Annotated in this window: 24 protein-coding genes; 15 read left to right on the top strand and 9 right to left on the bottom strand. The window is 65.5% G+C overall.

Annotated elements, in window-relative coordinates; translation table 11 throughout:
* Positions 1 to 3: 3 nt before the first annotated feature.
* Both FG93_RS10100 and FG93_RS10095 read right to left on the bottom strand, forming a co-directional pair.
* Positions 4 to 483: a copper chaperone PCu(A)C gene (locus FG93_RS10100; protein WP_043234150.1), complete on the bottom strand. Its 480-nt coding sequence runs from the start codon at positions 481 to 483 to the stop codon at positions 4 to 6.
* A 108-nt stretch (positions 484 to 591) separates the two neighbouring features.
* The gene (locus FG93_RS10095) at positions 592 to 975 is read right to left on the bottom strand and encodes a hypothetical protein (protein WP_043234149.1); all 384 of its coding nucleotides are present in this window, start codon (positions 973 to 975) and stop codon (positions 592 to 594) included.
* A gap of 462 nt (positions 976 to 1,437) precedes the next feature.
* On the opposite strand from FG93_RS10095, the gene FG93_RS10090 reads away from it, so the two are divergent.
* The 6 genes from FG93_RS10090 to FG93_RS10065 all read left to right on the top strand — a co-directional run bounded on the left by FG93_RS10090 (position 1,438) and on the right by FG93_RS10065 (position 5,023).
* Positions 1,438 to 1,662, top strand: coding sequence for a hypothetical protein (locus tag FG93_RS10090; protein WP_043234146.1), 225 nt, complete (start codon positions 1,438 to 1,440; stop codon positions 1,660 to 1,662).
* A 13-nt stretch (positions 1,663 to 1,675) separates the two neighbouring features.
* On the top strand, positions 1,676 to 1,861 hold the full coding sequence (locus FG93_RS10085) for a hypothetical protein (RefSeq protein WP_043234144.1): 186 nt from the start codon (positions 1,676 to 1,678) through the stop codon (positions 1,859 to 1,861).
* 7 nt (positions 1,862 to 1,868) lie between these two features.
* Positions 1,869 to 2,975 carry a methionine ABC transporter ATP-binding protein gene (locus tag FG93_RS10080; RefSeq protein ID WP_043234248.1) on the top strand — a complete coding sequence of 369 codons (1,107 nt, stop codon included), beginning with the start codon at positions 1,869 to 1,871 and terminating at the stop codon, positions 2,973 to 2,975.
* Positions 2,965 to 3,630 (top strand): methionine ABC transporter permease, encoded by a 666-nt coding sequence (locus tag FG93_RS10075; protein WP_043234143.1) that lies wholly within the window; start codon positions 2,965 to 2,967, stop codon positions 3,628 to 3,630. The genes FG93_RS10080 and FG93_RS10075 overlap by 11 nt, the downstream gene beginning before the upstream one ends.
* A 42-nt stretch (positions 3,631 to 3,672) precedes the next feature.
* Positions 3,673 to 4,473 (top strand): MetQ/NlpA family ABC transporter substrate-binding protein, encoded by an 801-nt coding sequence (locus FG93_RS10070; protein WP_043234140.1) that lies wholly within the window; start codon positions 3,673 to 3,675, stop codon positions 4,471 to 4,473.
* A gap of 130 nt (positions 4,474 to 4,603) precedes the next feature.
* Positions 4,604 to 5,023, top strand: coding sequence for a cupin domain-containing protein (locus tag FG93_RS10065; protein WP_161783802.1), 420 nt, complete (start codon positions 4,604 to 4,606; stop codon positions 5,021 to 5,023).
* Positions 5,024 to 5,223: 200 nt separating this feature from the next.
* Here FG93_RS10065 and FG93_RS10060 read toward each other — a convergent pair whose 3' ends face one another.
* Positions 5,224 to 7,425: an esterase-like activity of phytase family protein gene (locus FG93_RS10060; RefSeq protein WP_043234138.1), complete on the bottom strand. Its 2,202-nt coding sequence runs from the start codon at positions 7,423 to 7,425 to the stop codon at positions 5,224 to 5,226.
* 337 nt (positions 7,426 to 7,762) lie between these two features.
* Positions 7,763 to 8,170, bottom strand: a complete 408-nt coding sequence (locus FG93_RS10055) for a hypothetical protein (protein ID WP_043234137.1) — start codon at positions 8,168 to 8,170, stop codon at positions 7,763 to 7,765.
* Between the two features lie 141 nt (positions 8,171 to 8,311).
* Here FG93_RS10055 and FG93_RS10050 point away from each other — a divergent pair, with 141 nt between their 5' ends.
* Complete coding sequence (locus FG93_RS10050) at positions 8,312 to 9,136, top strand: helix-turn-helix domain-containing protein (protein WP_043234135.1); 825 nt, start codon at positions 8,312 to 8,314, stop codon at positions 9,134 to 9,136.
* Positions 9,137 to 9,226: 90 nt separating this feature from the next.
* Entirely contained in the window at positions 9,227 to 9,418 is a 192-nt protein-coding gene (locus FG93_RS10045; RefSeq protein ID WP_043234134.1) for a CsbD family protein, read from the top strand.
* A gap of 73 nt (positions 9,419 to 9,491) precedes the next feature.
* Here FG93_RS10045 and dnaJ read toward each other — a convergent pair whose 3' ends face one another.
* Both dnaJ and dnaK read right to left on the bottom strand, forming a co-directional pair.
* Positions 9,492 to 10,631 carry a molecular chaperone DnaJ gene (dnaJ, locus tag FG93_RS10040; RefSeq protein WP_043234133.1) on the bottom strand — a complete coding sequence of 380 codons (1,140 nt, stop codon included), beginning with the start codon at positions 10,629 to 10,631 and terminating at the stop codon, positions 9,492 to 9,494.
* A 154-nt stretch (positions 10,632 to 10,785) separates the two neighbouring features.
* On the bottom strand, positions 10,786 to 12,711 hold the full coding sequence (dnaK, locus tag FG93_RS10035) for a molecular chaperone DnaK (RefSeq protein WP_043234132.1): 1,926 nt from the start codon (positions 12,709 to 12,711) through the stop codon (positions 10,786 to 10,788).
* 331 nt (positions 12,712 to 13,042) lie between these two features.
* On the opposite strand from dnaK, the gene FG93_RS10030 reads away from it, so the two are divergent.
* On the top strand, positions 13,043 to 13,933 hold the full coding sequence (locus FG93_RS10030) for a hypothetical protein (protein ID WP_152579382.1): 891 nt from the start codon (positions 13,043 to 13,045) through the stop codon (positions 13,931 to 13,933).
* 9 nt (positions 13,934 to 13,942) lie between these two features.
* On the opposite strand, the gene FG93_RS10025 is transcribed toward FG93_RS10030, so the two are convergent.
* The gene (locus FG93_RS10025; protein ID WP_043234130.1) at positions 13,943 to 14,410 is read right to left on the bottom strand and encodes an Lrp/AsnC family transcriptional regulator; all 468 of its coding nucleotides are present in this window, start codon (positions 14,408 to 14,410) and stop codon (positions 13,943 to 13,945) included.
* 160 nt (positions 14,411 to 14,570) lie between these two features.
* On the opposite strand from FG93_RS10025, the gene FG93_RS10020 reads away from it, so the two are divergent.
* The 5 genes from FG93_RS10020 (at position 14,571) to FG93_RS10000 (ending at position 20,244) form a co-directional block, all read left to right on the top strand.
* A complete protein-coding gene (locus FG93_RS10020) occupies positions 14,571 to 15,596 on the top strand; it encodes an ABC transporter substrate-binding protein (protein WP_043234247.1) in 1,026 nt (341 codons plus the stop codon).
* A 19-nt stretch (positions 15,597 to 15,615) separates the two neighbouring features.
* Complete coding sequence (locus FG93_RS10015; protein ID WP_043234129.1) at positions 15,616 to 16,368, top strand: ABC transporter permease; 753 nt, start codon at positions 15,616 to 15,618, stop codon at positions 16,366 to 16,368.
* The gene (locus FG93_RS10010; RefSeq protein ID WP_043234128.1) at positions 16,356 to 17,120 is read left to right on the top strand and encodes an ABC transporter ATP-binding protein; all 765 of its coding nucleotides are present in this window, start codon (positions 16,356 to 16,358) and stop codon (positions 17,118 to 17,120) included. Before FG93_RS10015 ends, FG93_RS10010 begins: the two co-directional genes overlap by 13 nt.
* Before the next feature lie 282 nt (positions 17,121 to 17,402).
* Entirely contained in the window at positions 17,403 to 19,583 is a 2,181-nt protein-coding gene (locus FG93_RS10005) for a protein-disulfide reductase DsbD (RefSeq protein WP_043234245.1), read from the top strand.
* A gap of 22 nt (positions 19,584 to 19,605) precedes the next feature.
* Complete coding sequence (locus tag FG93_RS10000; RefSeq protein WP_043234126.1) at positions 19,606 to 20,244, top strand: redoxin domain-containing protein; 639 nt, start codon at positions 19,606 to 19,608, stop codon at positions 20,242 to 20,244.
* A gap of 240 nt (positions 20,245 to 20,484) precedes the next feature.
* On the opposite strand, the gene FG93_RS09995 is transcribed toward FG93_RS10000, so the two are convergent.
* Both FG93_RS09995 and nirK read right to left on the bottom strand, forming a co-directional pair.
* Positions 20,485 to 21,363, bottom strand: a complete 879-nt coding sequence (locus FG93_RS09995) for an SUMF1/EgtB/PvdO family nonheme iron enzyme (protein ID WP_052513601.1) — start codon at positions 21,361 to 21,363, stop codon at positions 20,485 to 20,487.
* A gap of 50 nt (positions 21,364 to 21,413) precedes the next feature.
* Positions 21,414 to 22,544 (bottom strand): copper-containing nitrite reductase, encoded by a 1,131-nt coding sequence (gene nirK, locus FG93_RS09990; RefSeq protein WP_052513600.1) that lies wholly within the window; start codon positions 22,542 to 22,544, stop codon positions 21,414 to 21,416.
* A gap of 272 nt (positions 22,545 to 22,816) precedes the next feature.
* Here nirK and FG93_RS33410 point away from each other — a divergent pair, with 272 nt between their 5' ends.
* The gene (locus FG93_RS33410; protein ID WP_210165825.1) at positions 22,817 to 23,047 is read left to right on the top strand and encodes a hypothetical protein; all 231 of its coding nucleotides are present in this window, start codon (positions 22,817 to 22,819) and stop codon (positions 23,045 to 23,047) included.
* The last annotated feature ends 19 nt before the right edge of the window (positions 23,048 to 23,066 follow it).

The following is a 23,066-nucleotide window of genomic DNA, read 5'->3' as shown; positions in this document are numbered from 1 at the left end:
CGCTCAGTGCGTGTGCTCGGCGGCTGCGCCCTTGGCGCCGATCCCTTCGATCTTGAACTCGACCTCTACCGCTCCGGCCTTCTCGAAGGTCAACGTGCCCTTGACCCGCTCATCCTGTTTCAGCGGCTGCTTCAGCTCCTGGAACATGATGTGGAAGCCGCCGGGCTTCAGCTCGACCTTGGCGCCGGCCGGGATTTCGATGCCCTTTTCAAGCTCGCGCATGGTCATCACACCATTGGTGACCGCCATCTCATGGATCTCGCCGCGGCCGGCAAAGGGCGCAGAGACCGCGATCAGCCGGTCGGATGTCGAACCGGTGTTCTCGATCGCGAGATAGCCGCCGCCGACCTTTGCGCCGGCTGGCGTGGCACGCGACCAGGGATGGCCGATCTTCAGCGGGCCAGCCTTGTAGTCATGGGCGAAGGCGGCGGCGCTCGCCAGCGTCAGCGCGATCGCGGCGAGATAGTGAACAGGCTTGTTCATGAAAAAGATCCTGAAAGAGGTCGCGGCCCTTCGAGAATGACCGGAAATCCCGGCTTGCAGCGGCCTGTCCGGCTGGCTGCAAGACGAGAGGGAAAGACGAAACTGTGTTCAGGATCCGGTCGGCGGCGCGCGCGATTGCGGCAGCCCGAGCACCGCGCCATGGATGGCATCCGTCAGAATCGGAACGGAGCGCTCGAGCGCGGCCGCAAGGCGAACCCCCACCGGCTGGGGCGGCGCGGGAGGGATCGCAAGGGCAGGATTGATCGGGCAGCCGATGCAATGCTGGGTGCCGTTCGCCGGCTCCGGAACCTCGGACGTGTCCGAGACGGACTGCCCCGAGCACAGCACCGCACCTGCGAGCGCGGGATGAGCGGCAAAGGCTGATGTCGGCACAAGGCCCGCGGCCAGAACGGCCAGCGCATAGACGGCCGCGAGCCAGGCTCCGAGGACGGAGCGGCGCAGCATCGCAAGCAGGTGACCGGAGGCCGACATGGCGCGACTTGGCCTCGTCACCCGCTCTGCGTCAAGCCGCGCTCTGTCGCAGGGTGAGATCCGTGGGACGATCGAGGAGAGATTTCTGCCCCATCGGCAGCGGCGCGCGAAAGATTCATTCCCTTTCTTTCGTTTCTTTAAAAGAACGATCAGGTTGACAAAGAGGACATTTCCGACCAGATTGGCACCGTCGCTGGACATGGTTCGGCGGCCGCGGAGATTTGAGCGAGCAGCTTGCGCCGCGTCACCAAACGCTAAAGCGCCACGACCGGGTCGTGGGCTCCAGTGACGAGGAGATGAACATGACCGTTTCGACCTTGCGCCGGTCCGCTGCAACGATGCTGATGGCTGCCTGCTGTTGTCGATGCTGATCCTGCATTGAAAGACGGCCCGGGCTGACGCCGGGGCCTTTCCCAATCCGATCCGCTCAATCGAACGCCGCCCATGCGGCGGAGGCAAGCCATGACCCAATCGCAAACCCAGCAGGCATTCATCATCGAAATCGGCGAGACCCAGGCCGGGCTCGTCAATCGCCGCCACGACGAACGCTTCTTCACCTTCATTTCCGCCTCGTCTGCCTTTCACGCCCTCGAGGGCCAGCGCTTCGCGACGCCAAGCGCCGCCGAGATCGCAGCCCGGCAGCACGCCGCCTCCCAGCGCCGTCCGGCGCTGCGGCTGGCGTCATAGCGGGGACAGGCCGATGCCACTGATCGCAGCCTTCAGCGCATTGCTGCGGGCCTGGCTCGACCGGGCCTTTCCCGCCGCGCTCGCACCATCTTCATCCCGGGAGCGAGCGGACGACGACGAGCACACACGCCGCTCCATCCATGACGTGACGCTGGAACAGCTCGGCATCTCGCACTGGTCCTGCCACACGCTCCTCTGAGGTTATGATGAACGCTCTCGTGAAGCCCGACGCCGTCAGCGTCGGTGCCAACCCCGTCTTCAGTCCCGAACCGGCGATCCGGTTCGAGAATGTCGGCAAGGTCTTCTCCGGCCGCTCCGGGCAAGCAGCCGTGACCGCGCTCTCCGGCATCGATCTCACCGTGCCGCGCGGCGCAATCCTTGGCGTGATCGGCCGCTCCGGCGCCGGCAAGTCGACGCTGATCCGGCTGGTCAACGGTCTGGAGCGGGCGAGTTCCGGCCGCATCCTGATCGAGGACGAGGACGTCACCGGCCTGACCGAGGCCGGTTGGCGGGCGCGGCGCCGGACGATCGGCATGATCTTCCAGCACTTCAACCTGCTCTCGTCGCGCACCGTCTTCGACAATGTCGCGCTGCCGCTGGAAATCGCAGGTGCGCCCAGGGCCGAGATCGAACGCCAGGTCACGCGGCTGCTCGATCTCGTCGGCCTGTCCGACAAGCGCGAGCGCTATCCGGCCGAACTTTCGGGCGGCCAGAAGCAGCGCGTCGGCATCGCCCGCGCGCTTTCGACCGAGCCCAAGGTGCTCCTCTGCGACGAGGCGACGTCGGCTCTGGATCCCGAGACCACACAATCGATCCTCGGCCTGCTGAAGCGCGTCAACCGCGAGCTCGGCATCACCATCCTGCTGATCACCCACGAGATTCCGGTGATCAAGGAGATCTGCGACCGCGTTGCGGTGATCGAGGGCGGGCGGATCGTGGAGGAAGGCGAGACTTTTGCCGTCTTCACCCAGCCCAGGCATCCGACCACCGCGCGTTTCGTCGAGACGGTGACCGGTGTCGAACTTCCGAGCCATCTCGCCGGCCGGGTCAGGTCGGAGGCACGTCCGGGCGACAGCGCCCTGCTGCGCATCACCTTCATCGGCGAGAATGCGACGGCCCCGGTGATCAGCCGGCTGAGCTCGATCGTCGGCGTCGATGTCAACATCCTGGCCGGACGGATCGATGCCATCGCGGGCCAGCCCTTTGGCAGCCTGCTCGTCTCGGTCACGGCTCATGAGCCGGAACTCGCCGCCGTGCTCGGCGCCCTGAAGAGCCTCGAACTCAAGGCGGAGGTTATCGGCCATGTCTCCTGAACTCATCCGTCTCATCGCCCAGGCGACCGCCGACACGCTGCTCATGGTTGCGGTCGCGGCCGGGATCGGCACGCTGATCGGCCTGCCGCTCGGCGTCTTCCTGGCGACCAGCAAGCGCGGCGAGCTTTTTGCTGCGCCGGCCGTCAACGCCGTGCTCGGCGTACTCGTCAATGCCACGCGCTCGACGCCCTTCATCATCCTCGTTGTCGCGATCATCCCCTTCACCCGGCTGCTCGCCGGCACCTCGATCGGCACCAATGCGGCCATGGTCCCGCTCACCGTCGCGGCCGCTCCCTTCATCGCCCGGCTGATCGAAGGCGCCATCCGCGAAGTCGATCAGGGCCTCGTCGAGGCGGCGCGCGCCATGGGCGCAAGCCCGCTGCAGATCGTGCGCAAGGTGCTGGTGCCCGAGGCATTGCCGTCAATCACACTCGGACTGACGCTGGCTATCGTCAGCCTGATCGGCTTCTCGGCCATGGTCGGCGCGGTTGGCGGCGGCGGCCTCGGCGACCTCGGCATCCGCTACGGCTACCAGCGCTTCATGCCGGACGTGATGGCCGTCGTCGTCGCCGTGCTGATCGTCCTCGTCCAGACCGTGCAAAGCATCGGCGACCGGCTCGCCCGCCGTCTCAACAGGCGCCTGCGCCACGCCTGAGCAATCCGTCCTCAACCGTTCAAACACACGCAAGGAAGCATCATGTCGATCAATCTGACCCGCCGCGCCGCGCTTGCCGCCTCCGGCCTCGCGCTTCTCCTCTCGGTGCCGGCTTTCGCCCAGCAGAATCAGACGCTGCGCATCGGCGTCTCGCCCGGCCCGCATGCGGAAATTCTCGAGAAGGTGAAGCCGATCGCCGCCAAGAAGGGCCTCGACATCAAGATCGTCGAGTTCTCCGACTATGTCGTGCCGAACCAGGCGCTGGATGCCGGAGAGCTGGAAGCCAACTCCTTCCAGCACCAGCCCTATCTCGACAACCAGGTGAAGGACCGCGGCTACAAGCTGGTCAGCGTCGGCCTGACCGTGAACTTCCCGCTCGGGATCTATTCGTCGAAGTACAAGAGCTGGGCCGAAATTCCGGATGGTGCGACCGTCGCGATCCAGAACGACCCGACCAATGGCGGACGCTCGCTGCTGCTGCTGCAGGACAAGGGCGTGATCAAGCTGAAGGACGGCGTCGGCGTGAAGCCGAGCGTCGCCGACATCACGGCCAATCCGAAGAAGCTGAAGATCATCGAGATCGATGCGGCGCAGGCACCCCGCTCGCTTGCCGATGTCGGGGCCGCCTCGATCAACACGAACTACGCTGTCGACGCCAAGATCGAGCCGACCTCGGCCATTCTGCGCGAGGACCCGAAGGGCCCCTATGTCAACGTCATCGCCGTGCGCGAGGCGGACAAGGACAAGCCCTGGGTCAAGACCCTGGTCGAAGCCTATCACTCACCCGAGATCAAGGCCTTCGTGACCGAGCGCTTCAAGGGCAACGTGCTCGCCGGCTGGTGATCTCAATCGAACCTCCCACCTGGTCGCGCGATGCGACCGGGCACCTGCCCCGGATGCGCGAGCATCCGGGGTTTTTCGGTGCAGATAGGCCGGACCCGTCGCGGCGCAGGCGGCTATGATGGGAGCAGGATTGTCGCGATCAGAGGAGGAAACCATACGTTGCCTGCCGCTCGCCGCCTGTGTCCTCGCCTCATTGCCGGCCGCCGCGCAGACCGAGCGGCTGGCGCGCCCTGAACTCGTGCTCAAGACCGTGGTTCCGGGAATGCCGACCGGTCCTCAGCAGGAAATCAGGGTGATGACCGCCATGATCAAGCCGGGGGACAAGACACCGCACCATACGCACCGTTTTCCGGTGACGGTGCATGTCATCGAAGGCGCCTTCACCCTGGAAATGCACGGACGCACGGCCGTGACGGTGAAGGCCGGCGCGTCGATCGTCGAGCCGCCGAACGTCAAGATGACCGGCTACAACCGGGGCAGCGAGATGCTGAAGGTGGTGATCTTCTATGTCAGCGATCCCGATACGCCCTTCCTGGACCCGGTTCGCTAGAAGGCCCGGCAGCGTCAGATCATCGGACCGTATCCGGTCCGATGATCCAGCCTTGCGTGATTGCATCGGCCTTTCCGAAAACCGCAATCCACTTTTCGGGCCGATCTACTCTCATAGTTTAGAGCATGCTCGATGCGAAAAACCGTTGCCCCTTTTTCGCAGCATGCTCTAGGCCCGCCGCCGGGCGGTTGCGCCTGCCTTTACTGTCCGGTCTTGCCGAAGGCGAAGAACTGGGTCTCGCCCGAGGAATCGTCGACACCGTCATTGTCTGTGGCAACAAAGAGGTTGCCGACCTTGTCGACCGTCATGCCCTCGACCTTGTCGAGCCCATAGCCACCGGCCTTCATCAGATCCGGGCTGAGGTCGCGCAGCAGCTTCTTCTCGACGGTCGGGATAACGGCCGAGCCGATTGCCGCCGGCGACAGGCCCTTGACCGAGAAGGTGGCCAACGTCTTCACCGCCTTGGCGCCGAAGAGATTGTCGCGCTCGATCACGGCAAAGGTTTCATTGCCGAGATAAGTCAACTCCGACAGGCCCATCCAGGCACCGGCTGCCGGAGCGGCCAGCGGGTAGTGCAGCACGCCCCACTGCTTGCTGGCCGGCTTGTAGGACAGGATCTTGGTCTTGCCCTTCGGATCGTCCTTCCATTCGCGCTGCACGGCGAGCCAGACGGTCTCGTCCGCGCCCTCGCCGGTCACCGCCACGCCCTCGAAGCCGAAGCGCACGGCATGCTTGTCGAGCTCTTCGGGAAGGTGGATCTCCTCCTCGATCTCACCCTTTGCGGTCGCCCGCAGCAGGATGTTGCGGGTCGGCTTGTCCTTGATCTCGGGATTACCCTCCGAAGCCAGCCAGAAGCCGCCATTGGCGCGGGTTGCGATCCCTTCCAGGTCATAGGAGGCGAGCTTGCCGTCCCTGGTCACGGTCAGGCCGGCGACGATCCTGGCCGGCTTCTGCGTGGCGTCGATCTCGAGGATGCGGGACGGCGTATAGGCACTGTCGGTCACGGCAAAGAGGCGGCCAGGGGTGGTGCCATGGGCGGAGAGTCCGGAGAGCGCGCCCCAGCCGATCGGCAGGCCCTCATGATCCTGCGAGACGATCGTCGGATAGGCGGCCGGGCCTTCATTGCGCTCATAGATCGTCACTGCGGAGCGGGCGCCGCCCTTCTCGCCGACATCCGTCTCCGAGGCCGAAACCAGGAGATTGCGCTGCGGGATGGCAAGCAGGCCTTCCGGACCGATTCCGCCAGGCAGGGCCTGCAGGTAGCGTGGTGCTTTCCCGGCGCCCTCATCCTTGAAGACGAGCACGAGCGAGGCACGCTCGAGGCCGACGAAGATCAGCTTGTCATTGCCGTAGGTGCCGACCTCGATCCCTTCCGGTTCGCTGCCCTTGGCGGCCGAGCGCTTTTCCGGATAATGGCCGTGACGCATGGCGATATGGTCGACCATCGCGGCTGAATCGAACTCGACCGTGCCGTCCTTGCGGAAGATGGTGAAGCCGCGCGAGCCCCCCTTCCAGTCGCCTTCATTGGCGGTGACGAAGCGCTCGGTGTCGATCCAGCGCACCGCGTCCGGCTCGCGGGCGACGCCCTTGAGGTCCTCGACCGGCTTGATCTCGCCGTCGCGGGTCTTGTCGATGTTCTTCAGATCGACGGTGCCAGCCGAGAAATGGCTGACGATCTTGCCGGTCCTGGTATCGACGATGGCGAGATGGTTGTTCTCCTGCAGCGTCACCACGGCGACGCCGTCCTGGTTGACGTCGACGAATTCCGGCTCCGGGTCGGTCGGCTCGATGGCGGAGATGCCCGTCAGGTCGACCACCTGACGCGAAGCGCAATCGGCGCCGCCCTCCTTGATGCCGATCAGGGTTAGGTTGCCGCCGGGCAGTTGCGGCAGCGCGCCCTTGTTCAGCTTCTCGTCGCGTTCGTTCTCGATGATGATGGCGAGCTTGCCCTTGTCCTTGGTCAGCGTGATCGAATCCGGCTGGCCTCCGAGCTCGCATTTGGCAATGACCTGCCGCGCCTTGAGATCGACCGTGGCAAGATGGCCGGCCGGCTCCTTGAATTTGTCGCCGGAGGTGACGACCACGGCGAAGGCCTTGTCACCAAGGATCACGACCGAGGTCGGCTCGCCTTCGAGCGAAATGAAGCCTGCCGGCTTCGGCGCAGAGGCAGACGTGATGTCGATCAGGCCGAGTGCCTTCTGCTCGGCATCGGTATAGGCCAGGAGCGTTCCCGCCTCGTTGGCGGCGATAATCTCGGACACCGTCTTCTTGGACGCGTCGCGGTCCGCCGGCAGGTTGAGCGGCACCGAGAAGGTCGCGATACGGTTGAACATCGGCTCGGCCAGGGCCGTGCCGCCAAGCAGAACCGATGCGAGAGCCGCGAGAACGAGAGAGGTGCGCATGGGGCGGTCCTGTTCCGTAGGGGCAAGAAACTGTGCAGGCCGCATCAGCTATTGAGTGCGCACGACAGTTTCGTGACGCCCCCGCGCTCGGCGCCCAGGCGCTCCCTTATTCGGCCGCGACTGGCTTCGCCTCTTCCCCGTCACGGCGCGCAGACCCCCGCATTCGGGAATCCTCCCCAACGGGTCGGGTTGCGGATTGGCGGGGACGTTCGCCATCGCCTCGACACAGCCAACGATCATGAAGACAACGCCGCGACGCAGCGGCTTTGCGAAAACAGCACAACGCCCTCCGGCAAGAGCCGGAAGGCGTCAAAGTGCAGGGGCTGCGACTCGCTATTCAGATGGCGACGGTGGCCTCGGTCGAGCGCTTGAAGCCGATGATCTCGAGTTCGGTGACGATTGCGACGGCTGCAGCCTGCGCCAGCACGAAGGTGATGCCGAGCCCGGTCGGCGTAAACCATCCGGCGACCAGGATCAGGATGCTGTCGGCAATCCAGAGGATGTTGATGCCAATCACCGCATAGACGGCGAGCCGCGGCAGGGTCCCGCGACCGGAGAAGAGGGCCAGCAGCGCGGCGCAGGGGAGAAGCACGAGGCCGGCGCCCCGGAGGAAAGCACCGGGGAAGCCGAGGAGTCCGGCGAGCGGGGCAGCAGCGAAGGCGAGCAGCAGACCGGTTGCGGCGCAGGCGGCAGCATCGAGAGCGAGGGCGTTGCGGAGGAAACGCGAGGACTGGATCGAGGACATGGCGTGGTTTCCTTGGTGTGAGCCCGTTTCGGCGGCCGGCCCGGGCAGTTGAGGTTGGAGCATGCTGATGCTGTCGTGTCGGCCCGTCGATTAAGCGGGAGGTAATTGGAACGAACCGACAGCCCGGATAGATTTCTCGCCATGAACAAGCATCATCAACCCACCGTCGGTCACCTGATCCGCGACTGGCGCCAGTTGCGCCGGTTGAGCCAGCTCGACCTCGCGCTCGAGGCGGAGATCTCCCAGAAGCATCTCAGCTTCATCGAGAGCGGCCGCTCGGCACCCAGCCGCGATATGGTTCTGCACCTGGCAGAGTATCTCGCCGTCCCGCTGCGCGAGCGTAACGCCCTGCTGCTCGCTGCGGGCTATGCCCCGGTCTATCTCGAACGGTCGCTGGAGGATCCGAGCCTCCAGGCCGCCAAGTCGGCGATCGATCTCGTGCTGAAGGGGCACGAACCCTATCCAGCCGTTGCGGTCGACCGGCACTGGACACTGCTCGCCGCCAATGCCGCGGTGACGCCTCTGCTCGGCCTCGTCGCCGATGCCGAGCTGCTGCGCCCACCCGTCAACGTGCTGAGACTCAGCCTGCATCCGGGCGGGCTCGCGCACTTCATCGTCAATCTTGCGGAATGGCGGGGTCACCTGATCGCAAGGCTCAGGCAGCAGATCCGGGCGACGGCTGATCCGATCCTGGCCGATCTCCTCGTCGAGCTGCTGACCTATCCGGCGCCGCTGCAGCCCGCTCGCAAAGGCCATGCGCCGGACCCCGAAGCAGAAGCCGCGATCGTCGTGCCGATGCAGTTGAAGGTCGGCGACCAGGTGCTGTCCCTGATTTCGACGACGACCGTCTTCGGCACGCCGGTCGACATCACGCTGTCGGAACTGGCGCTGGAAACCTTCTTTCCGGCCGATCCGGAAACGGCCGAAGCGCTCAGGGCGATGGCAGCCGGATCATCCGCGGCCTGAATTTTTTTCGGGAACCTTTGCGCTTCCCAGCCGTTTCATCAGCATAAGTCACTGATACGACATGCGTTTTTCAGCAAAGGAACACGACCCATGGGCAGCACCGCCGACAAGATCAAGGGCATGGCCAACGAGGCCGCTGGCAACGTCAAGCAGGGCGTCGGCAAGGCGATGAACAAGCCGGGGCTTCAGGCGGAGGGGATCGCGCAGGAGCGCAAGGGCGAGGCCCAGCAGGCCGTTGGCAAAGCCAAGGATGCGGTCAAGAAGGTGATCGACAAGGCCTGATCTCTATCAGTCCTGCGATCTGAAAGGCGGGTGCCCGGACGGGTTACCCGCCTTTTCAATTGCGCGCTCGGCCTCAGGCCGCACCGCCGCTCATGCCGCCCAGGAACTCCTTGACGCGGCCAAAGAAGCCGGCGGTTTCGGGATGGGTCGCGCCTGAGCATTCGCGCTCGAACTCGAGCAGCAATTCACGCTGGCGCGCAGTCAGCTTCTGCGGCGTCTCGACGACGACCTCGATATAGAGATCCCCGACCTCGCGCGAGCGCAGCACGCTCATGCCCTTGGCCTTGAGCCGGAACTGCTTGCCGTTCTGGGTGCCCTCGGGAATTTTGACCCGCGCCTTCTCGCCGGTCAGCGTCGGCACTTCGATCTCGCCGCCGAGCGCGGCCGAGGTCAGGCCAAGCGGCACGCGGCAGAACAGGTCGGCCCCGTCGCGCTGGAAGATCGCATGCGGCCTGATCGACAGGAAGATGTAGAGATCGCCCGCCGGCCCGCCGCGCAAACCAGCCTCACCCTCACCGGCAAGCCGGATACGTGTGCCGTCCTCGACACCGGCCGGAATGTTGACCGACAGCGTGCGCTCGCGGGTGACACGACCCGCGCCCGAGCAGTTCTTGCAGGGGTCGTCGATGACCTCGCCGCGCCCGTTGCAGGTCGGGCAGGTGCGCTCCACCGAGAAGAAGCCCTGATTGGCGCGCACGCGGCCATGGCCGCCGCAGGTTGGGCACTGGCGGGACGTCGAGCCCGGCTTGGCGCCGGTGCCGGAGCAGGATTCGCAGGCAATCGAGGTCGGCACGCGGATCGAGGCGCTTTTGCCGGCGAAGGCATCCTCCAGCCCGATCTCGAGATTGTAGCGGAGATCGGCACCGCGCTCGCGGCCATTGGCGCCGCGCGGTCCCCCGCGGCCGCGCGCATCGCCGAAGAAGGAATCGAAGATGTCCGACATGAAGTCGGAGAAATCGGCCCCGCCGCCGGGACCACCGCCGCCATTCTCGAAGGCCTGGTGGCCATAGCGGTCATAGGCGCCGCGCTTCTGGCCATCGGCCAGAACCTGATAGGCCTCGTTCAGTTCCTTGAACTTGGCCTCAGCCCCCTTGTCGCCGGGATGGCGATCGGGATGGCACTGCATGGCGAGCTTGCGGAAAGCACTCTTGAGCTCCGCCTCGCTAGCCGTCTTCGAGACGCCGAGGATCTCGTAGTAGTCGCGTTTGGACATCAAACAGCCACCCCTTCGCTCTTCTCGGCATCATGGCCGGGGGGAACCCGGCCATACTCGTCAGAAGAACGACATTTCCCTTGCAAGAGGCCCTTCCCGAACGAGATGGCCGGGGCAAGCCCGGCCAGGTCGTCGTGGAGAGGTCAGAGCGTGATCAGGCGCTCTTCTTCTTGTCGTTCTTGTCGTCGCTGACATCCTTGAAGTCGGCGTCGATGACGTCGTCCTTCTTGGCGTCGGCATGCTCTTCGCCGCCTTCAGCCGTGGCACCTTCGGCCTGGCTTGCCGCATACATGGCTTCACCGAGCTTCATCGAGGCCTGCATCAGGTCGGTCGTGCGCGAGCTGATCGTCTCGACATTCTCTTCGGCCAGCGCGGCCTTGAGCGCGTCCAGTGCGGTCTCGATCGCTGTCTTGTCGGCGGCAGAAACCTTGTCGCCATAGTCCTTCAGCGACTTCTCGGTGGAGTGGACCAGACTCTCGCCCTGGTTCTTGGCTTCCACCAGTTCGCGGCGCTTCTTGTCCTCGGCGGCATTCGCCTCGGCGTCCTTCACCATCTTCTGGATGTCGGCCTCGGAGAGACCACCGGAAGCCTGGATGCGGATCTGCTGCTCCTTGTTGGTGGCCTTGTCCTTTGCCGTCACCGAGACGATGCCGTTGGCGTCGATGTCGAAGGTCACCTCGATCTGCGGCATGCCGCGCGGCGCCGGCGGAATGCCCATCAGGTCGAACTGGCCGAGCATCTTGTTGTCGGCGGCCATCTCGCGCTCGCCCTGGAAGACCCGGATCGTCACCGCCCCCTGGTTGTCCTCGGCAGTGGAGAAGACCTGGCTCTTCTTGGTCGGGATCGTGGTGTTGCGGTCGATCAGGCGCGTGAACACGCCGCCCAGCGTTTCGATGCCGAGCGAAAGCGGGGTCACGTCGAGCAGCAGAACGTCCTTGACGTCGCCCTGCAGGACGCCGGCCTGGATCGCGGCGCCAATGGCGACGACCTCGTCCGGATTGACGCCCTTGTGCGGCTCCTTGCCGAAGAACTGCTTCACCACCTCCTGGACCTTCGGCATGCGCGTCATGCCGCCGACGAGAACGACCTCGTCGATCTGGCCCGCCGAAAGACCGGCATCCTTGAGCGCCTTGCGGCAAGGCTCGATGGTGCGCTGGATCAGATCCTCGACCAGGCTCTCGAACTTGGCGCGCGAGAGTTTGATGGCGAGGTGCTTCGGCCCGGAGGCGTCGGCAGTGATATAGGGCAGGTTGATTTCGGTCTGCGCGGCGCTGGACAGCTCGATCTTGGCCTTCTCGGCAGCTTCCTTCAGGCGCTGCAGGGCGAGCTTGTCCTTCTTCAGGTCGATGCCCTGCTCGCGCTTGAATTCGTCCGCAAGGTACTCGACGAGGCGCATGTCGAAGTCTTCGCCACCCAGGAAGGTGTCGCCATTGGTCGACTTCACCTCGAAGACGCCGTCGCCGATCTCGAGGATCGAGACGTCGAAGGTGCCGCCGCCGAGGTCATAGACCGCGATCGTGCCGGTGGACTTCTTGTCCAGGCCATAGGCGAGCGCGGCCGCTGTCGGCTCGTTGATGATGCGCAGCACCTCGAGGCCGGCGATGCGACCGGCATCCTTCGTGGCCTGACGCTGGGCGTCGTTGAAATAGGCGGGAACGGTGATGACCGCCTGCGTGACCGGCTGACCGAGATAGGCCTCGGCGGTCTCCTTCATCTTGGTCAGGGTGAAGGCGGAAATCTGCGAGGGCGAATAATCCTTGCCGTCAGCCTCGACCCAGGCATCGCCCGTGGGGGCCTTCTTGATCCGATAGGGGACAAGATTCATGTCCTTCTTCGTCATCGGATCCTCGAAGGTCCGGCCGATCAGGCGCTTGATGGCGAAGAAAGTGCGCTCCGGGTTGGTGACGGCCTGGCGCTTGGCCGGCTGGCCGACAAGCCGCTCGCCGTCATCGGTGATGGCGACGATGGAGGGCGTGGTGCGCGCGCCCTCGGAATTCTCGATAACCTTCGGTGTAGTGCCTTCCATCACGGCAACGCAGGAGTTCGTCGTGCCGAGGTCGATACCAATGACTTTACCCATGGACGGGATCCCTTTCGATTAGCAGATCGCCGACCGGCGACGCATTTCGCACCGCCTGCCGGCCCATGGACCGGCCCGCCCCCGCCTTACGCGGCAAACGGAACCGGCATTCCACGTTTCGCGGTCGTCAAACCGCCTCTTGGCGGCGTATATAGTGAGGGTGTTCCCGCCCTTGCAAGACACGGAGCCGGATTAAGAATCGGCAACCGCGCGCGTCACGCGGGGAGAGTTCGTGGCCGCATCATTGCCAGGCAGTGTTGCGCTGATGCTCTTGCATGCGTTCGCTCGCCCATTCATGCAGAAGATTGCGTTTACCATTTCACGGCACCCGATGCTGACCCGACCCGGCCGCACAGCCCTCAAGATCTTCGCGATGCTGGCAACAGCCGGCTCGGGTGGACTTGCCCAGGCTCAGCCGATGCAATTGCCGGGCGCGCAACCCTTCAATCCCCCCGGAGCACATCAGACTGCGCCTCCGGGCACGGGCGGGCCGGCCAAGCCGCACACTCCGTCGATGCCGGCCATCAAGGTGCCGACCGAAGAGGCGATCACCGGCCGCGTGCTCCGGCAGAATGGCGGCGCCGGCGAAGCGGTGTTCGAGAAGACGTCGACCGGATTTGGCCTCAAGCTCAATGCGGCCGGCTACCAGTCCGCCAACCTGACAGAGCCCTGTGCCATTTCATTCGGCGATGCGCCGCTGCCGGCAACATCGCTCGGCAAGCCGGCCGGCGTGCCGCGCTACAAGCTGGAAGCCTCGGCCTGCCCGATCGTATTCGACGTCCTGGACGGCGCCTTTCTGGTGGTCGAGCCAGAGCAACCCTGCGTCATCGAGGCCGCCGCCTGCCGAATCGATCCGCGCGGGCTCTGGGGCCCCGATGCACGCACTCTCTCGGCCCGCGCCAAGGAGATCGAATCCGAGCGCGGCAGGGCGGAGCGCGCCGTGCGCGAGGGCTTTCGCGCCCTCGCAGCCAAGGGTGATCTGAGCACTCAGCGCAGCATTGCGCGCGAGCAGGCCGGGTTCACGTCCGAGCGCGAACTGACCTGCCGTGATTTCCAGCGCGAAGGCTTGCTCGGCTTCTGTGCCGCGCGCATCACCGAGGCCAAGGCTGCCGCCATCCGCGCCCGCCTTGGCCTGCCCGAGCCGAAGCCAGAACGGCCCAAGCCGGCGCGACCGGCAGTGGCTCGCCCGGTCGCACCGCCCGTTGCCGTTCCGACCCAGTAGGCCCGACCCTTACACTTTCGGCAGGTCCGGAACCTTGTAGGCCGTGGTCGCCTTGATCCGCTCCATCGCGAAGCGGGAGGTGACGTTCTTCAGCGGAATCGTTTCGATCAGCCGCTTGTAGAACCCGTCATAGGCTGCCATGTCGGCGACCACCACGCGCAGCATGTAGTCGACATCGCCGGCCATCCGGTAGAACTCCATGACCTCCGGCATCGACGCGACCATCTGCGCGAATTTTTCCAGCCAGGGGCCGGAATGGTCGGCGGTCTCGATCTGGACGAAGACGGTGAGCCCGAGTCCGATCTTCTCCGGCGCCACCAGCGCGACACGTTTGGTGATGACTCCCGTCGCCTCCAGCCGCTGAATCCGCTTCCAGCATGGCGTCTGCGAGAGCCCGACGCGATCGGCCAGCTCGGCGATCGAGATGTTCGCATCGGCTTGCAGGACTGTCAGGATTTTCCGGTCGATCGCATCCATTCTCTCAGCCCATCAATTGGAGAATTAATTTCCTATTGAATTGGTCATCGAGAGAAAATTTAACTTTTCGATGCCCGCATCTTGCATTCAGATAGAAAATCCTTTTCTCAATCTGTCAACCGGCGTTCTTGCCGGACCGCTTTTCATGAAGGATGGATCGATGGATCGCCGCCAGTTTCTGCTCGCCGGCTCCTCGCTTCTCGCGAGCACTCCCCTCGCCGGCGCTGCATGGGCCCAGAGTGGCGTGACTGCCCGTGTCGGCTACATCCCGGTCATCGGCACAGCGCCCGTCTTCGTCGCCAATGGTGAAGGCTGGCTCAAGGAGGCCGGCATCAATGCCACCTTCACGGTTTTCGAATCCGGTCCGAACATGATCCAGGCCCTCGCCTCGGGCACGATCGACCTCTATGTCGCGGGCATCGCACCGCTTGCCGTCGCCCGTTCGCGCGGCGTCGACATCCGCGTCGTGGCCGCAACAGCGATCGCCGAGAACGTCTTCGTGGCAGCTCCCGCGCTCGCCAGGTACTTTACGCCCGGCACCGCACCGGCTGCGGCCTTCAAGGCGCATAAGGCCGCCACCGGCAAGCCGGCCCGGCTTGCGACCCAGCCGGCCGGCTCGGTGCCCAACACCACACTGCAATATTGGCTCTGGGAGGTTGCCAAGGCCGACAAGGCCGATGTCGAGGTCGTGCCGATGGGCATCGACGCGACCCAGCAGGCCGTACTCGCTGCAGCCGTCGAGGGCGCGATCGTGCGCGAACCAGCCCTGTCGATCATCCAGACCCGCAATCCCGGCATCAAGCTGATTGCCGGTGGCGAGGAGCTGTTTCCCGGGCAGCCCGGCACGGTGGTCGCGGCGTCAGGCGATTTCGTCACCAAGAATCCGGATGCCGTGCAGAAGCTGGTGACGAGCCTCGTGCGGGCCGCCGCACTGATCGCCAAGGCCCCCGACAAGGCTGCCCCGCATGTCGGCGCGGCGCTTGGCAAGGGCATCGTCGACCCGGCCCTGATCCGGCAGGCACTGACCTCGCCCGCCAGCAAGTTTCAGATCGATCCGCGCGTCATCATCGAGCCGTCGCGTGCCATGCAGGCCTACCAGGTCAAACTCGGCTCGCTCGAGAAGGAACTGCCTTTCGACGGCCTGTTCGAGACCCAGTATTACGAGCGCGCCATCAAGACCCTCTGACAGAATCCGGCGGCTGATCTTGACTTCGCTCAGGGCTCCGGCCCTCGCCCTTGCAGGCCTCCTCGCCTTTCTGCTGCTCTGGGAGGCGATCCCCTTCCTCGGCCTGGTGAACCCGGCCTTCCTGCCCGGCCCGTCTGCCTTGCCGAAGGCATTCTGGCGCGAGGTCACCTCGGGCGCGTGGCTGTCGGCGATCGGCGGCTCGCTCGGCCATTATTTCACGGGCCTCGTCGTCGGCGCCGGCCTCGGCATCGCCAGCGGCGTGCTCGTCGGCATGTCGCGCACCGCGGAAGAGGCCACGGCCTGGGTCGTGCGCGTCCTTCGGCCGATCCCCGGTCTCGCCTGGGTGCCCTTCGCCATCATCTGGTTCGGGGTCAATCCATCGGCGGCGGTCTTCATCATCGCCATCGGCGTGTTCTGGATCGTCTTCTTTGCGGCGCAGGGCGGGATCCGCGGCGTCGACCGTGACCTGATCGAGGTCGCGGATGCCTTTGGCTTCCGATCGTCCTGGCAACGCTTGAGCAAGATCCTGCTGCCGGCCGCAATGCCCGGCATTCTGGTCGGCGTCCGCACCGCGCTCGGCCAGGCCTGGATGGCGGTGGTTGCCGCCGAGATCTTTGGCGTCGCCGGCGTCGGCCAGCGCATGATGCAGGCCTCCAGCCTGCTCGCGACCGATATCGTGGTGATCTACATGCTGACCATGGCTGCGCTTTACGGCCTGCTCGACACCGCCTTCGTCGCCTTCCAGGGATGGGTGCTGCGATGGAAAGCGTGATCGACGTCAAGGCTCTGTCGCTGACCTTCACCCGCGACGGGGAAGCGACCGAGGTGCTGCACAAGCTGGACCTGCAGGTCGCGCGCGGCGAATTCCTCGCCATTGTCGGCCCATCCGGCGTCGGCAAGTCGACCCTGCTGCGCGTCATCGCCGGCCTCGCCAGGCCGAGCGGCGGCGAAGTCGTCTTCCATGCCAGGGGCCGGGCGCGCCGGCCAGTCGCGCTGGTCTTCCAGGATTCGCGCCTGCTGCCCTGGCGCAAGGTGATCTCCAATGTCGGCTTTGGGCTCGAGGGGCGGACTTCGCGCCCCGCGCGGCTCAAGCAGGCACAGGAGATGCTCGATCTGGTGGGGCTCGGTCAGCTCGCACAGCGCTGGCCCCACCAGCTCTCGGGCGGCCAGCGCCAGCGCGTCTCGCTGGCGCGCGCGCTGGCGGTCGAGCCGGAAATCCTGCTGATGGATGAGCCGTTCTCGGCGCTGGACGCGCTGACGCGCGAAACCCTGCAGGACGAGCTGATCCGCGTCTGGCAGAGCACCGGCAAGACCGTGCTCTTCGTCACGCATGACATCGACGAGGCTGCCTATCTCGCCGACCGCGTCGTCGTGCTCTCCGGCGCACCGGGCCAGATCATCGCCGAGCATCGGATCACGGCTCCCCGCCCGCGCCGCCGCGGGGCTGCAGCCGAGACCGAGATCGTGCGCGCGGTGCGCCGGGGACTTGGCGCCGATATCGTCGCGGATGGCGCCGCGATCTGACCGGCGGTCCCGCCACGTCGTCGATCCAGCCGAAGCGCAGCCTAGCTCCTAAAGCCATCGAAAGGCCTCGGGGGCTATGATGGCTTCGGGGTCGGCGCCGCTGCGCCGCTCGCCCGAAATGACAAGACTCCCTTGCGCGAAGCGACATCATGGCGCGGGACATCCTTGCGCCTGATGCCCGAAGAAGGCCCTGCTCACGCGCTATCACCGGCTTGTCATTGGCGCGTGGCGCCAATCTGGGGCAGGTGAGCTGAGGCTTTTACGGATTTGATGACGGAAGACATGGTCGAGCGCATTACAAACGACTTGCTGCGGCGGGGCCTTCTCATTCTCGCGCTGCTCCTGCCCGGCGCCGCCCTCGCCGCCGAATCTGCTGCGGTCACCAGCCCCCGCGTCACTGCGACCCTGCTCTCCAGCCGCGACGTCGTTGCGCCCGGCGAGCGCTTCCAGGTCGCGCTCAGCCAGAAGATCGCCAAGGGCTGGCACACCTACTGGGCCAATCCCGGCGATTCCGGCGAGCCGACGCGGATCGCGTGGACATTGCCCACAGGCTTCAACGCCGGTGCGATCCAGTGGCCGGCGCCGAAGGCGCTCCCGGTCGAGCCGCTCGTCAATTTCGGCTTCAGCGATGCCGTGCTGCTGCCGGTGGAGATCAGCGTTCCCGAAGGCGCACAGCCGGGCGAGCGCTTGACCCTCAAGGCGAACGCGACCTGGCTGGTCTGCGAAAAGATCTGCATTCCCGAGGAAGGCTCCTTCACGCTTGATCTCAAGGTCGGCACGGCCCCGGTCGCCGATGAGGCGGCGCAGTCGCGGATCGATGCGGCCCGCGCCGCGCTGCCGCAGCCTGCCGCCTTCCGGGCGAAGCTGACGCAGGACGGTGATGCGCTCGCCCTCGCGCTGCCGGGCCTCGCGCAGCCCGTCGAAGAGCTGCGTTACTTCCCGCTGCTCGAGACCTTGATCGAGCATGCCGCCCCGCAGACCGCGACGAACACTGCCGGCGGCACGACCTTGCAACTTACCCGTTCCAGCTCGTTCAAGGTCGGCGAGACCGAACTTGGCGGGGTCATCACCTATCGCGAGGCCGGCGTGCCGCGTGCGCTCAGCCTGATGGCCGATGTCGAGCCTGCGCTGGTCAACTCTACCGCTGCGGCAGAGGCGCCGCAAATTGCCAAAGCCCCGGCCGTAGTGCGCGTCGCCACGGCGCCCGAAAGCAACCTGACGCTCTGGGCGGCACTGGCCTTTGCCTTCGCCGGCGGGCTGATCCTCAACCTGATGCCCTGCGTGCTGCCGGTGCTGTTCATCAAGGCGCTCGGCTTCGCCCAGGCCGCGCAGGCGAGCCGCGCCGAGGTTCGCGAGCAGGGCCTGCTCTTCCTCTGCGGCGTTCTTGCCAGCTTCATCATCCTTGCCGGCGCGGTGATCACGCTGGCAGCGCTGGGCACCAGCATCGGCTGGGGTTTCCAGTTGCAATCGCCGCCGGTGGTGATCGCGCTTGCCGTCATCATGGTGCTGATTGGCCTCAATCTGCTCGGCGCGTTCGAGATCGGCGGCTCCGTCCAGGGCGCCGGGCACGGGCTTGCCTCCAGCGGCGGACGCTTGGGCGCCTTCATGACCGGGGGGCTCGCCGTCATCGTCGCGACGCCCTGCACCGCCCCCTTCATGGGCGCGGCGATGGGATATGCCGTGACGCAGCCACCGCAGATCGCGCTTGCGGTCTTCCTGGCCCTGGCGCTCGGCTTTGCCGCGCCGGTGGTCATCCTGTCCTTCGCTCCCGGCTGGCTACGCATGCTGCCAAAGCCCGGCCGCTGGATGGTGATCCTCAAACAGGCCTTTGCCTTCCCGATGTTCGCGACCGCGACCTGGCTGGTCTGGGTCGCCTCGGTCCAGGCCGGGCCCGGCGGCGTGCTCGCCGCTCTGGCGGCGATCCTCGCAGCCGGCTTCCTCGTCTGGCTGCTCGGCCTCGGCCGCGGTGCCGGCGGGCGGACACGCATTGCCCTTTCGGCGGTCGCCCTGTTCGTCGCCGTCAGCGCCGGGGCCTTCGTGCTGCAGAGCGCCGTTCCAAGTGCGACGGACCCAGCACGGGCCGGCGAGATCGAGGCCTGGTCTCCCGAGCGCGTCTCAGCGCTGCAAGCCGAAGGGCGTCCGGTCTTCGTCAACTTCACCGCAGCCTGGTGCATCACCTGCCTCGCCAATGAGCGGGTCGCGCTGGTCCGGCAAGAGGTCAAGGACGCCTTTGCCAAGCTGAACGTCGCCTATCTCAAGGCCGACTGGACCAACCGTAATGCCACCATCGCGGCCGCGCTCGCCGAGCATGGCCGGGCTGGCGTGCCGCTCTACCTGTTCTATCCCGGCACGAGGGGCGGGCAGGCCGAGGTTCTGCCGCAACTGCTGACCACGGATATGTTGATCGAGGCTGCCGGCCGCGCCGCCGGCAAAGAGGCGAAAACCGCCCAGAACGGACCCTGATCCCCCGAAGACGGAGGCAGACATGACAGCTGTGACACGTCAGAGTTTCATCGCGGGCCTGGTCCTTGCGGGCCTCTCCCTCGCAGCAGGCCCGGCGCTCGCGCAGGGCGGCCCGCGGGTCGGTGCGCCGGCTCCCGCCTTCTCGGCGGTCGATCTCGAGGGTCGGACGCGGTCATTGTCCGAATTCGCGGGCAAGACCGTGATCCTGGAATGGACCAATCACGACTGCCCCTATGTCCGCAAACACTACAATAGCGGTACGATGCAGAGCCTGCAGCGCGACATGACGAAGGAGGGCATCGTCTGGCTGAGCGTCGTCTCCTCGCCGCCGGGCGAGCAGGGCCATGTCACGGCCGCCCAGGCCAAGGAGCTGACCGCCTCGCGCAACGCCGCCCCCAGCGACCTGTTGCTCGACCCCAAGGGTGCGATGGGCCGTGCCTATCGCGCGCAGACCACGCCACATATGTACATCATCGATGCCAAGGGCACGCTGGCCTATGCTGGCGCGATTGACGACAAGCCCTCGGCCAGCGCCGCCAGTCTGAACGGCGCCAAGAGCTATGTGCGCCAGGCGGTGGCAGAAATGAAGGCCGGCAAGCCGGTCTCCGAGGCCGCGACCAAGGCCTATGGCTGCGTGGTCAAGCTCGCGCCGCAGAGTTGACGCCGGCGAGCGCCGCGTTCGCGCGGTGGCGGTGCCCCAAAACCATCGGTGCCGATACCACCGCGGCGTCGTACACATCAACGAGCGAGCCGCTGGTCCGGCAAGAGGCCCGGGACGCCTCTGATACGCTGAACGTCGCCTAGGCCATCGGACCGGATATCATATCCGGCCCGATGGTCTAACCTACTGTGTTTGCATCGACTTTCCCGAAAACCGCAATCCACTTTTCGGGCCGATGCCTTAGCTCGAGGCCGGCTGGACCAAACGCAGGACAAAGCGCAATCCGGGCCAGGAAACGTCGTCACGCACAAGCCGGAAGCCGAGATTGCTCGGAGGCGTACCCGACAAGCAGCCGCCGGCACGCGCATCGCGAACGAAATCCGCCATGTAGGCCCGATGACGGCCCTCAACGACGCGAACCCCGCAATTGGCCACGGCGGCCGTCCTCACACCCGCAGCATCAACGGTGATGCGCTGAAAACAGCTGTCGGTCCATTCCCAGACATTGCCGGCCATATCGAGAAGACCATTTTCGTTCGCGCCGAAACGTCCAATCGGTTGCGGCGCCTTCGCGACCGTCGTCACGCGGCTCGCGTCCCTGTCATAGATCGCAAGCGCCCGCTGGCCGGGGTCGCCGCTATCGAGGTTTTCCGGCAAGGCATCGTCGTGGAATCGGCTCGCGGCCGCATAGGCCCACTCTTCGTCTGTCGGCAGCCGGAACGTCGCCCCTGTCTCGCGTGACAGCCAGGACGCATAGGCCTGAGTGTCCCGCCAGCTCACTCCGACGACGGGACGGTCGGCTGCAGCACCGGGGCCCACCATCGGGCATGCCCGGGCCTTGACGCAGCGCAGATAGTCCGCGACCGTGACCTGATTTTTCATCACGGCCAGTGTCCTGTCGACCGCAACCGCCACAATCGGCGCCTTGATCGGCTTCCCGTCCCGCAAGAACTCACCGTTGGCGCGGAAGAGGAATGCGCCGGCCCGCAGCTCTACGAACTCCGGAAGCGGCACACGCGATGTCGCCAGGCCCGTGCCATATCCGGGCGCAAAGGCCGAGATCGCGATGGGCGCCAGCACCGCGCTGGCCAGGGCCATGAGTTTGAACGCGGACAGCATGGTGCCTCCCGAGGCGGCCGTCCGACGGCCCAAGGCGAGTGACGGTCAGATCATTTGCGCGCGACGTTGCTCACGATCGGCTCGGGGGCCTTCACCTGAGTCATCAGGTCATCATTCCACTGGCCCTCGACCCTGAAATGGGCTGTCGCACCAAGCTCGAAGGCCTCGATCATGTTGTGGTTCACGTAGCCGACAATGCCGGGCTGAAGGAACCTGGTGAGTGCCGCGCCTGCGGACCCGCCCCGAATGAACCAGGTTTCGAGATTGGTCTCGGGAGGGTTCGAGAACTTGCCGGTCTCCCAGACGTAGTCGCCGAAGCCGCCGACCAGATGCGGACGCGTGTCGCGGCTGGCCTGGGAGTGAACGATCAGCACGTTCTCACCGACCTTTGCCGGCATGGCGTTCTTGCCCGTCAGGGCTCCGACCGCGCCGTTGAACACGACATGACTTGGCACCAGCTTTCGCATGACCTCCATCGTGTCGATGTAGGCGTCGCCATGCGTGTCGTAGTGCTTGAACTTGCCCTTCTCGTCGCGCGGCACGTAATAGTCGTGCTCACCGATGTAGTAGACGCGATCGTAGTGGAGCGGCCGTCCAGCCGCGTCCTTGAGACCGTCCCGCGGCAGCACCATCACGGCGCCGCTCATTCCCGAGGTGATGTGCCAGGGTGTCATGGCACCCGGGATACAGTGATAGGCGAACACCCCCGTCCGGGTTGCCTTCCAGCGCAATACGACCTGCTCCCCGGGGTTGATCAAGGTCAGGTCGGCACCGCCTGATGCGCCGGCGGCAGCATGGAAGTCGATATTGTGCGTCATCGCGTTGGTGTCGGGGTTGGCGAGCGTCACCTCGACATAGTCGCCCTCGTGCACGACAAGGAGCGGCCCGGGGACCGACCCGTTGAAGGTCATGGCCTGCAGCGTCGTGCCCTCATCATCGATGACGATCTTCTTCTCCTCGACCCAGAGCCTGAACTCCATGATCCTTGGGCCCAGCTTGGTCGCCTGCTCGTGAGCATGAACGAAGGGCGGCGAGACGAGATCAACCTTCTGTCGGGGCAGATCGAGCGCCTCAGCCGATGCGGAAGCGACCAGGGCGCCGGCCAAGAGAGCAGCGCCTGCAAGAGCGGCCCGTCGGGAGATGGTGACCGTACCATCGGAAATCTCGAATGCCTGTCCCATGGCCATCCCCTCGAGCACCATCCATGCGAAAGGATACGGGCGGTGCATTCCTGGAGCTATGGACCAAGGTCGAAGAGCCTTCGGGCTGTTGGTCTTGCAGCCTTTTGGCCTTGGTGATGGCGCGCCCGGATCAGGGACCGACCAGCCATGGCAGGAAGGTTTGCAGACAATGCCAAGCCAGTGTGTGGTGTGGTCGCGTGGCTAGGCGCGCCGAGTAGAAAACGGTCGGAATCGCGCAAGGCGTAGACGCAGTCCGGAGGAACGGTCTGGGGGTGATCGAGGCGGGCGTATGCCGACATGACACCTGCATCGCCATGGCCGGCCCTCTGCCGACACCAAGCGATACGGCCTCAAACGCCTCGTCTGGTACGAATGGCATGCCGGGATCAAGGCTCGCGATCCAGCGCGAGACCTCGATGAAGCGCTGGTACTGCGCCTGGAAGACCCGCACGATCATGGCGCGGAACCCGGATTGGGGCGACCTTTATCAAAAGATGATTTGATACTCGCGAAGTCCCTACC

Origin of the sequence: Allobosea sp. LC85 (assembly GCF_000735605.1) — a bacterium.
In the GTDB taxonomy this organism is placed as follows: domain Bacteria; phylum Pseudomonadota; class Alphaproteobacteria; order Rhizobiales; family Beijerinckiaceae; genus Allobosea.
The sequence above is the reverse complement of the archived record's forward strand: the minus strand, read 5'-3'. Positions and strand labels throughout refer to the sequence as shown.

Coding starts and splice junctions, on each gene's coding strand:
- FG93_RS10060 (WP_043234138.1), bottom strand. CDS start 7,425: ATGCGCACCTCTCTCGTTCTCGCGGCTCTCGCATCGGTTCTGCTTGGC.
- FG93_RS10090 (WP_043234146.1), top strand. CDS start 1,438: ATGACCCAATCGCAAACCCAGCAGGCATTCATCATCGAAATCGGCGAG.
- FG93_RS10000 (WP_043234126.1), top strand. CDS start 19,606: ATGACAGCTGTGACACGTCAGAGTTTCATCGCGGGCCTGGTCCTTGCG.
- FG93_RS10025 (WP_043234130.1), bottom strand. CDS start 14,410: ATGGATGCGATCGACCGGAAAATCCTGACAGTCCTGCAAGCCGATGCG.
- FG93_RS10100 (WP_043234150.1), bottom strand. CDS start 483: ATGAACAAGCCTGTTCACTATCTCGCCGCGATCGCGCTGACGCTGGCG.
- nirK (WP_052513600.1), bottom strand. CDS start 22,544: ATGGGACAGGCATTCGAGATTTCCGATGGTACGGTCACCATCTCCCGA.
- FG93_RS10080 (WP_043234248.1), top strand. CDS start 1,869: ATGAACGCTCTCGTGAAGCCCGACGCCGTCAGCGTCGGTGCCAACCCC.
- FG93_RS10020 (WP_043234247.1), top strand. CDS start 14,571: ATGGATCGCCGCCAGTTTCTGCTCGCCGGCTCCTCGCTTCTCGCGAGC.
- FG93_RS10055 (WP_043234137.1), bottom strand. CDS start 8,170: ATGTCCTCGATCCAGTCCTCGCGTTTCCTCCGCAACGCCCTCGCTCTC.
- dnaJ (WP_043234133.1), bottom strand. CDS start 10,631: ATGTCCAAACGCGACTACTACGAGATCCTCGGCGTCTCGAAGACGGCT.
- FG93_RS10050 (WP_043234135.1), top strand. CDS start 8,312: ATGAACAAGCATCATCAACCCACCGTCGGTCACCTGATCCGCGACTGG.
- FG93_RS10070 (WP_043234140.1), top strand. CDS start 3,673: ATGTCGATCAATCTGACCCGCCGCGCCGCGCTTGCCGCCTCCGGCCTC.
- dnaK (WP_043234132.1), bottom strand. CDS start 12,711: ATGGGTAAAGTCATTGGTATCGACCTCGGCACGACGAACTCCTGCGTT.
- FG93_RS10075 (WP_043234143.1), top strand. CDS start 2,965: ATGTCTCCTGAACTCATCCGTCTCATCGCCCAGGCGACCGCCGACACG.
- FG93_RS10005 (WP_043234245.1), top strand. CDS start 17,403: ATGGTCGAGCGCATTACAAACGACTTGCTGCGGCGGGGCCTTCTCATT.
- FG93_RS10030 (WP_152579382.1), top strand. CDS start 13,043: ATGCTGACCCGACCCGGCCGCACAGCCCTCAAGATCTTCGCGATGCTG.
- FG93_RS10095 (WP_043234149.1), bottom strand. CDS start 975: ATGTCGGCCTCCGGTCACCTGCTTGCGATGCTGCGCCGCTCCGTCCTC.
- FG93_RS10010 (WP_043234128.1), top strand. CDS start 16,356: ATGGAAAGCGTGATCGACGTCAAGGCTCTGTCGCTGACCTTCACCCGC.
- FG93_RS10085 (WP_043234144.1), top strand. CDS start 1,676: ATGCCACTGATCGCAGCCTTCAGCGCATTGCTGCGGGCCTGGCTCGAC.
- FG93_RS10045 (WP_043234134.1), top strand. CDS start 9,227: ATGGGCAGCACCGCCGACAAGATCAAGGGCATGGCCAACGAGGCCGCT.
- FG93_RS09995 (WP_052513601.1), bottom strand. CDS start 21,363: ATGCTGTCCGCGTTCAAACTCATGGCCCTGGCCAGCGCGGTGCTGGCG.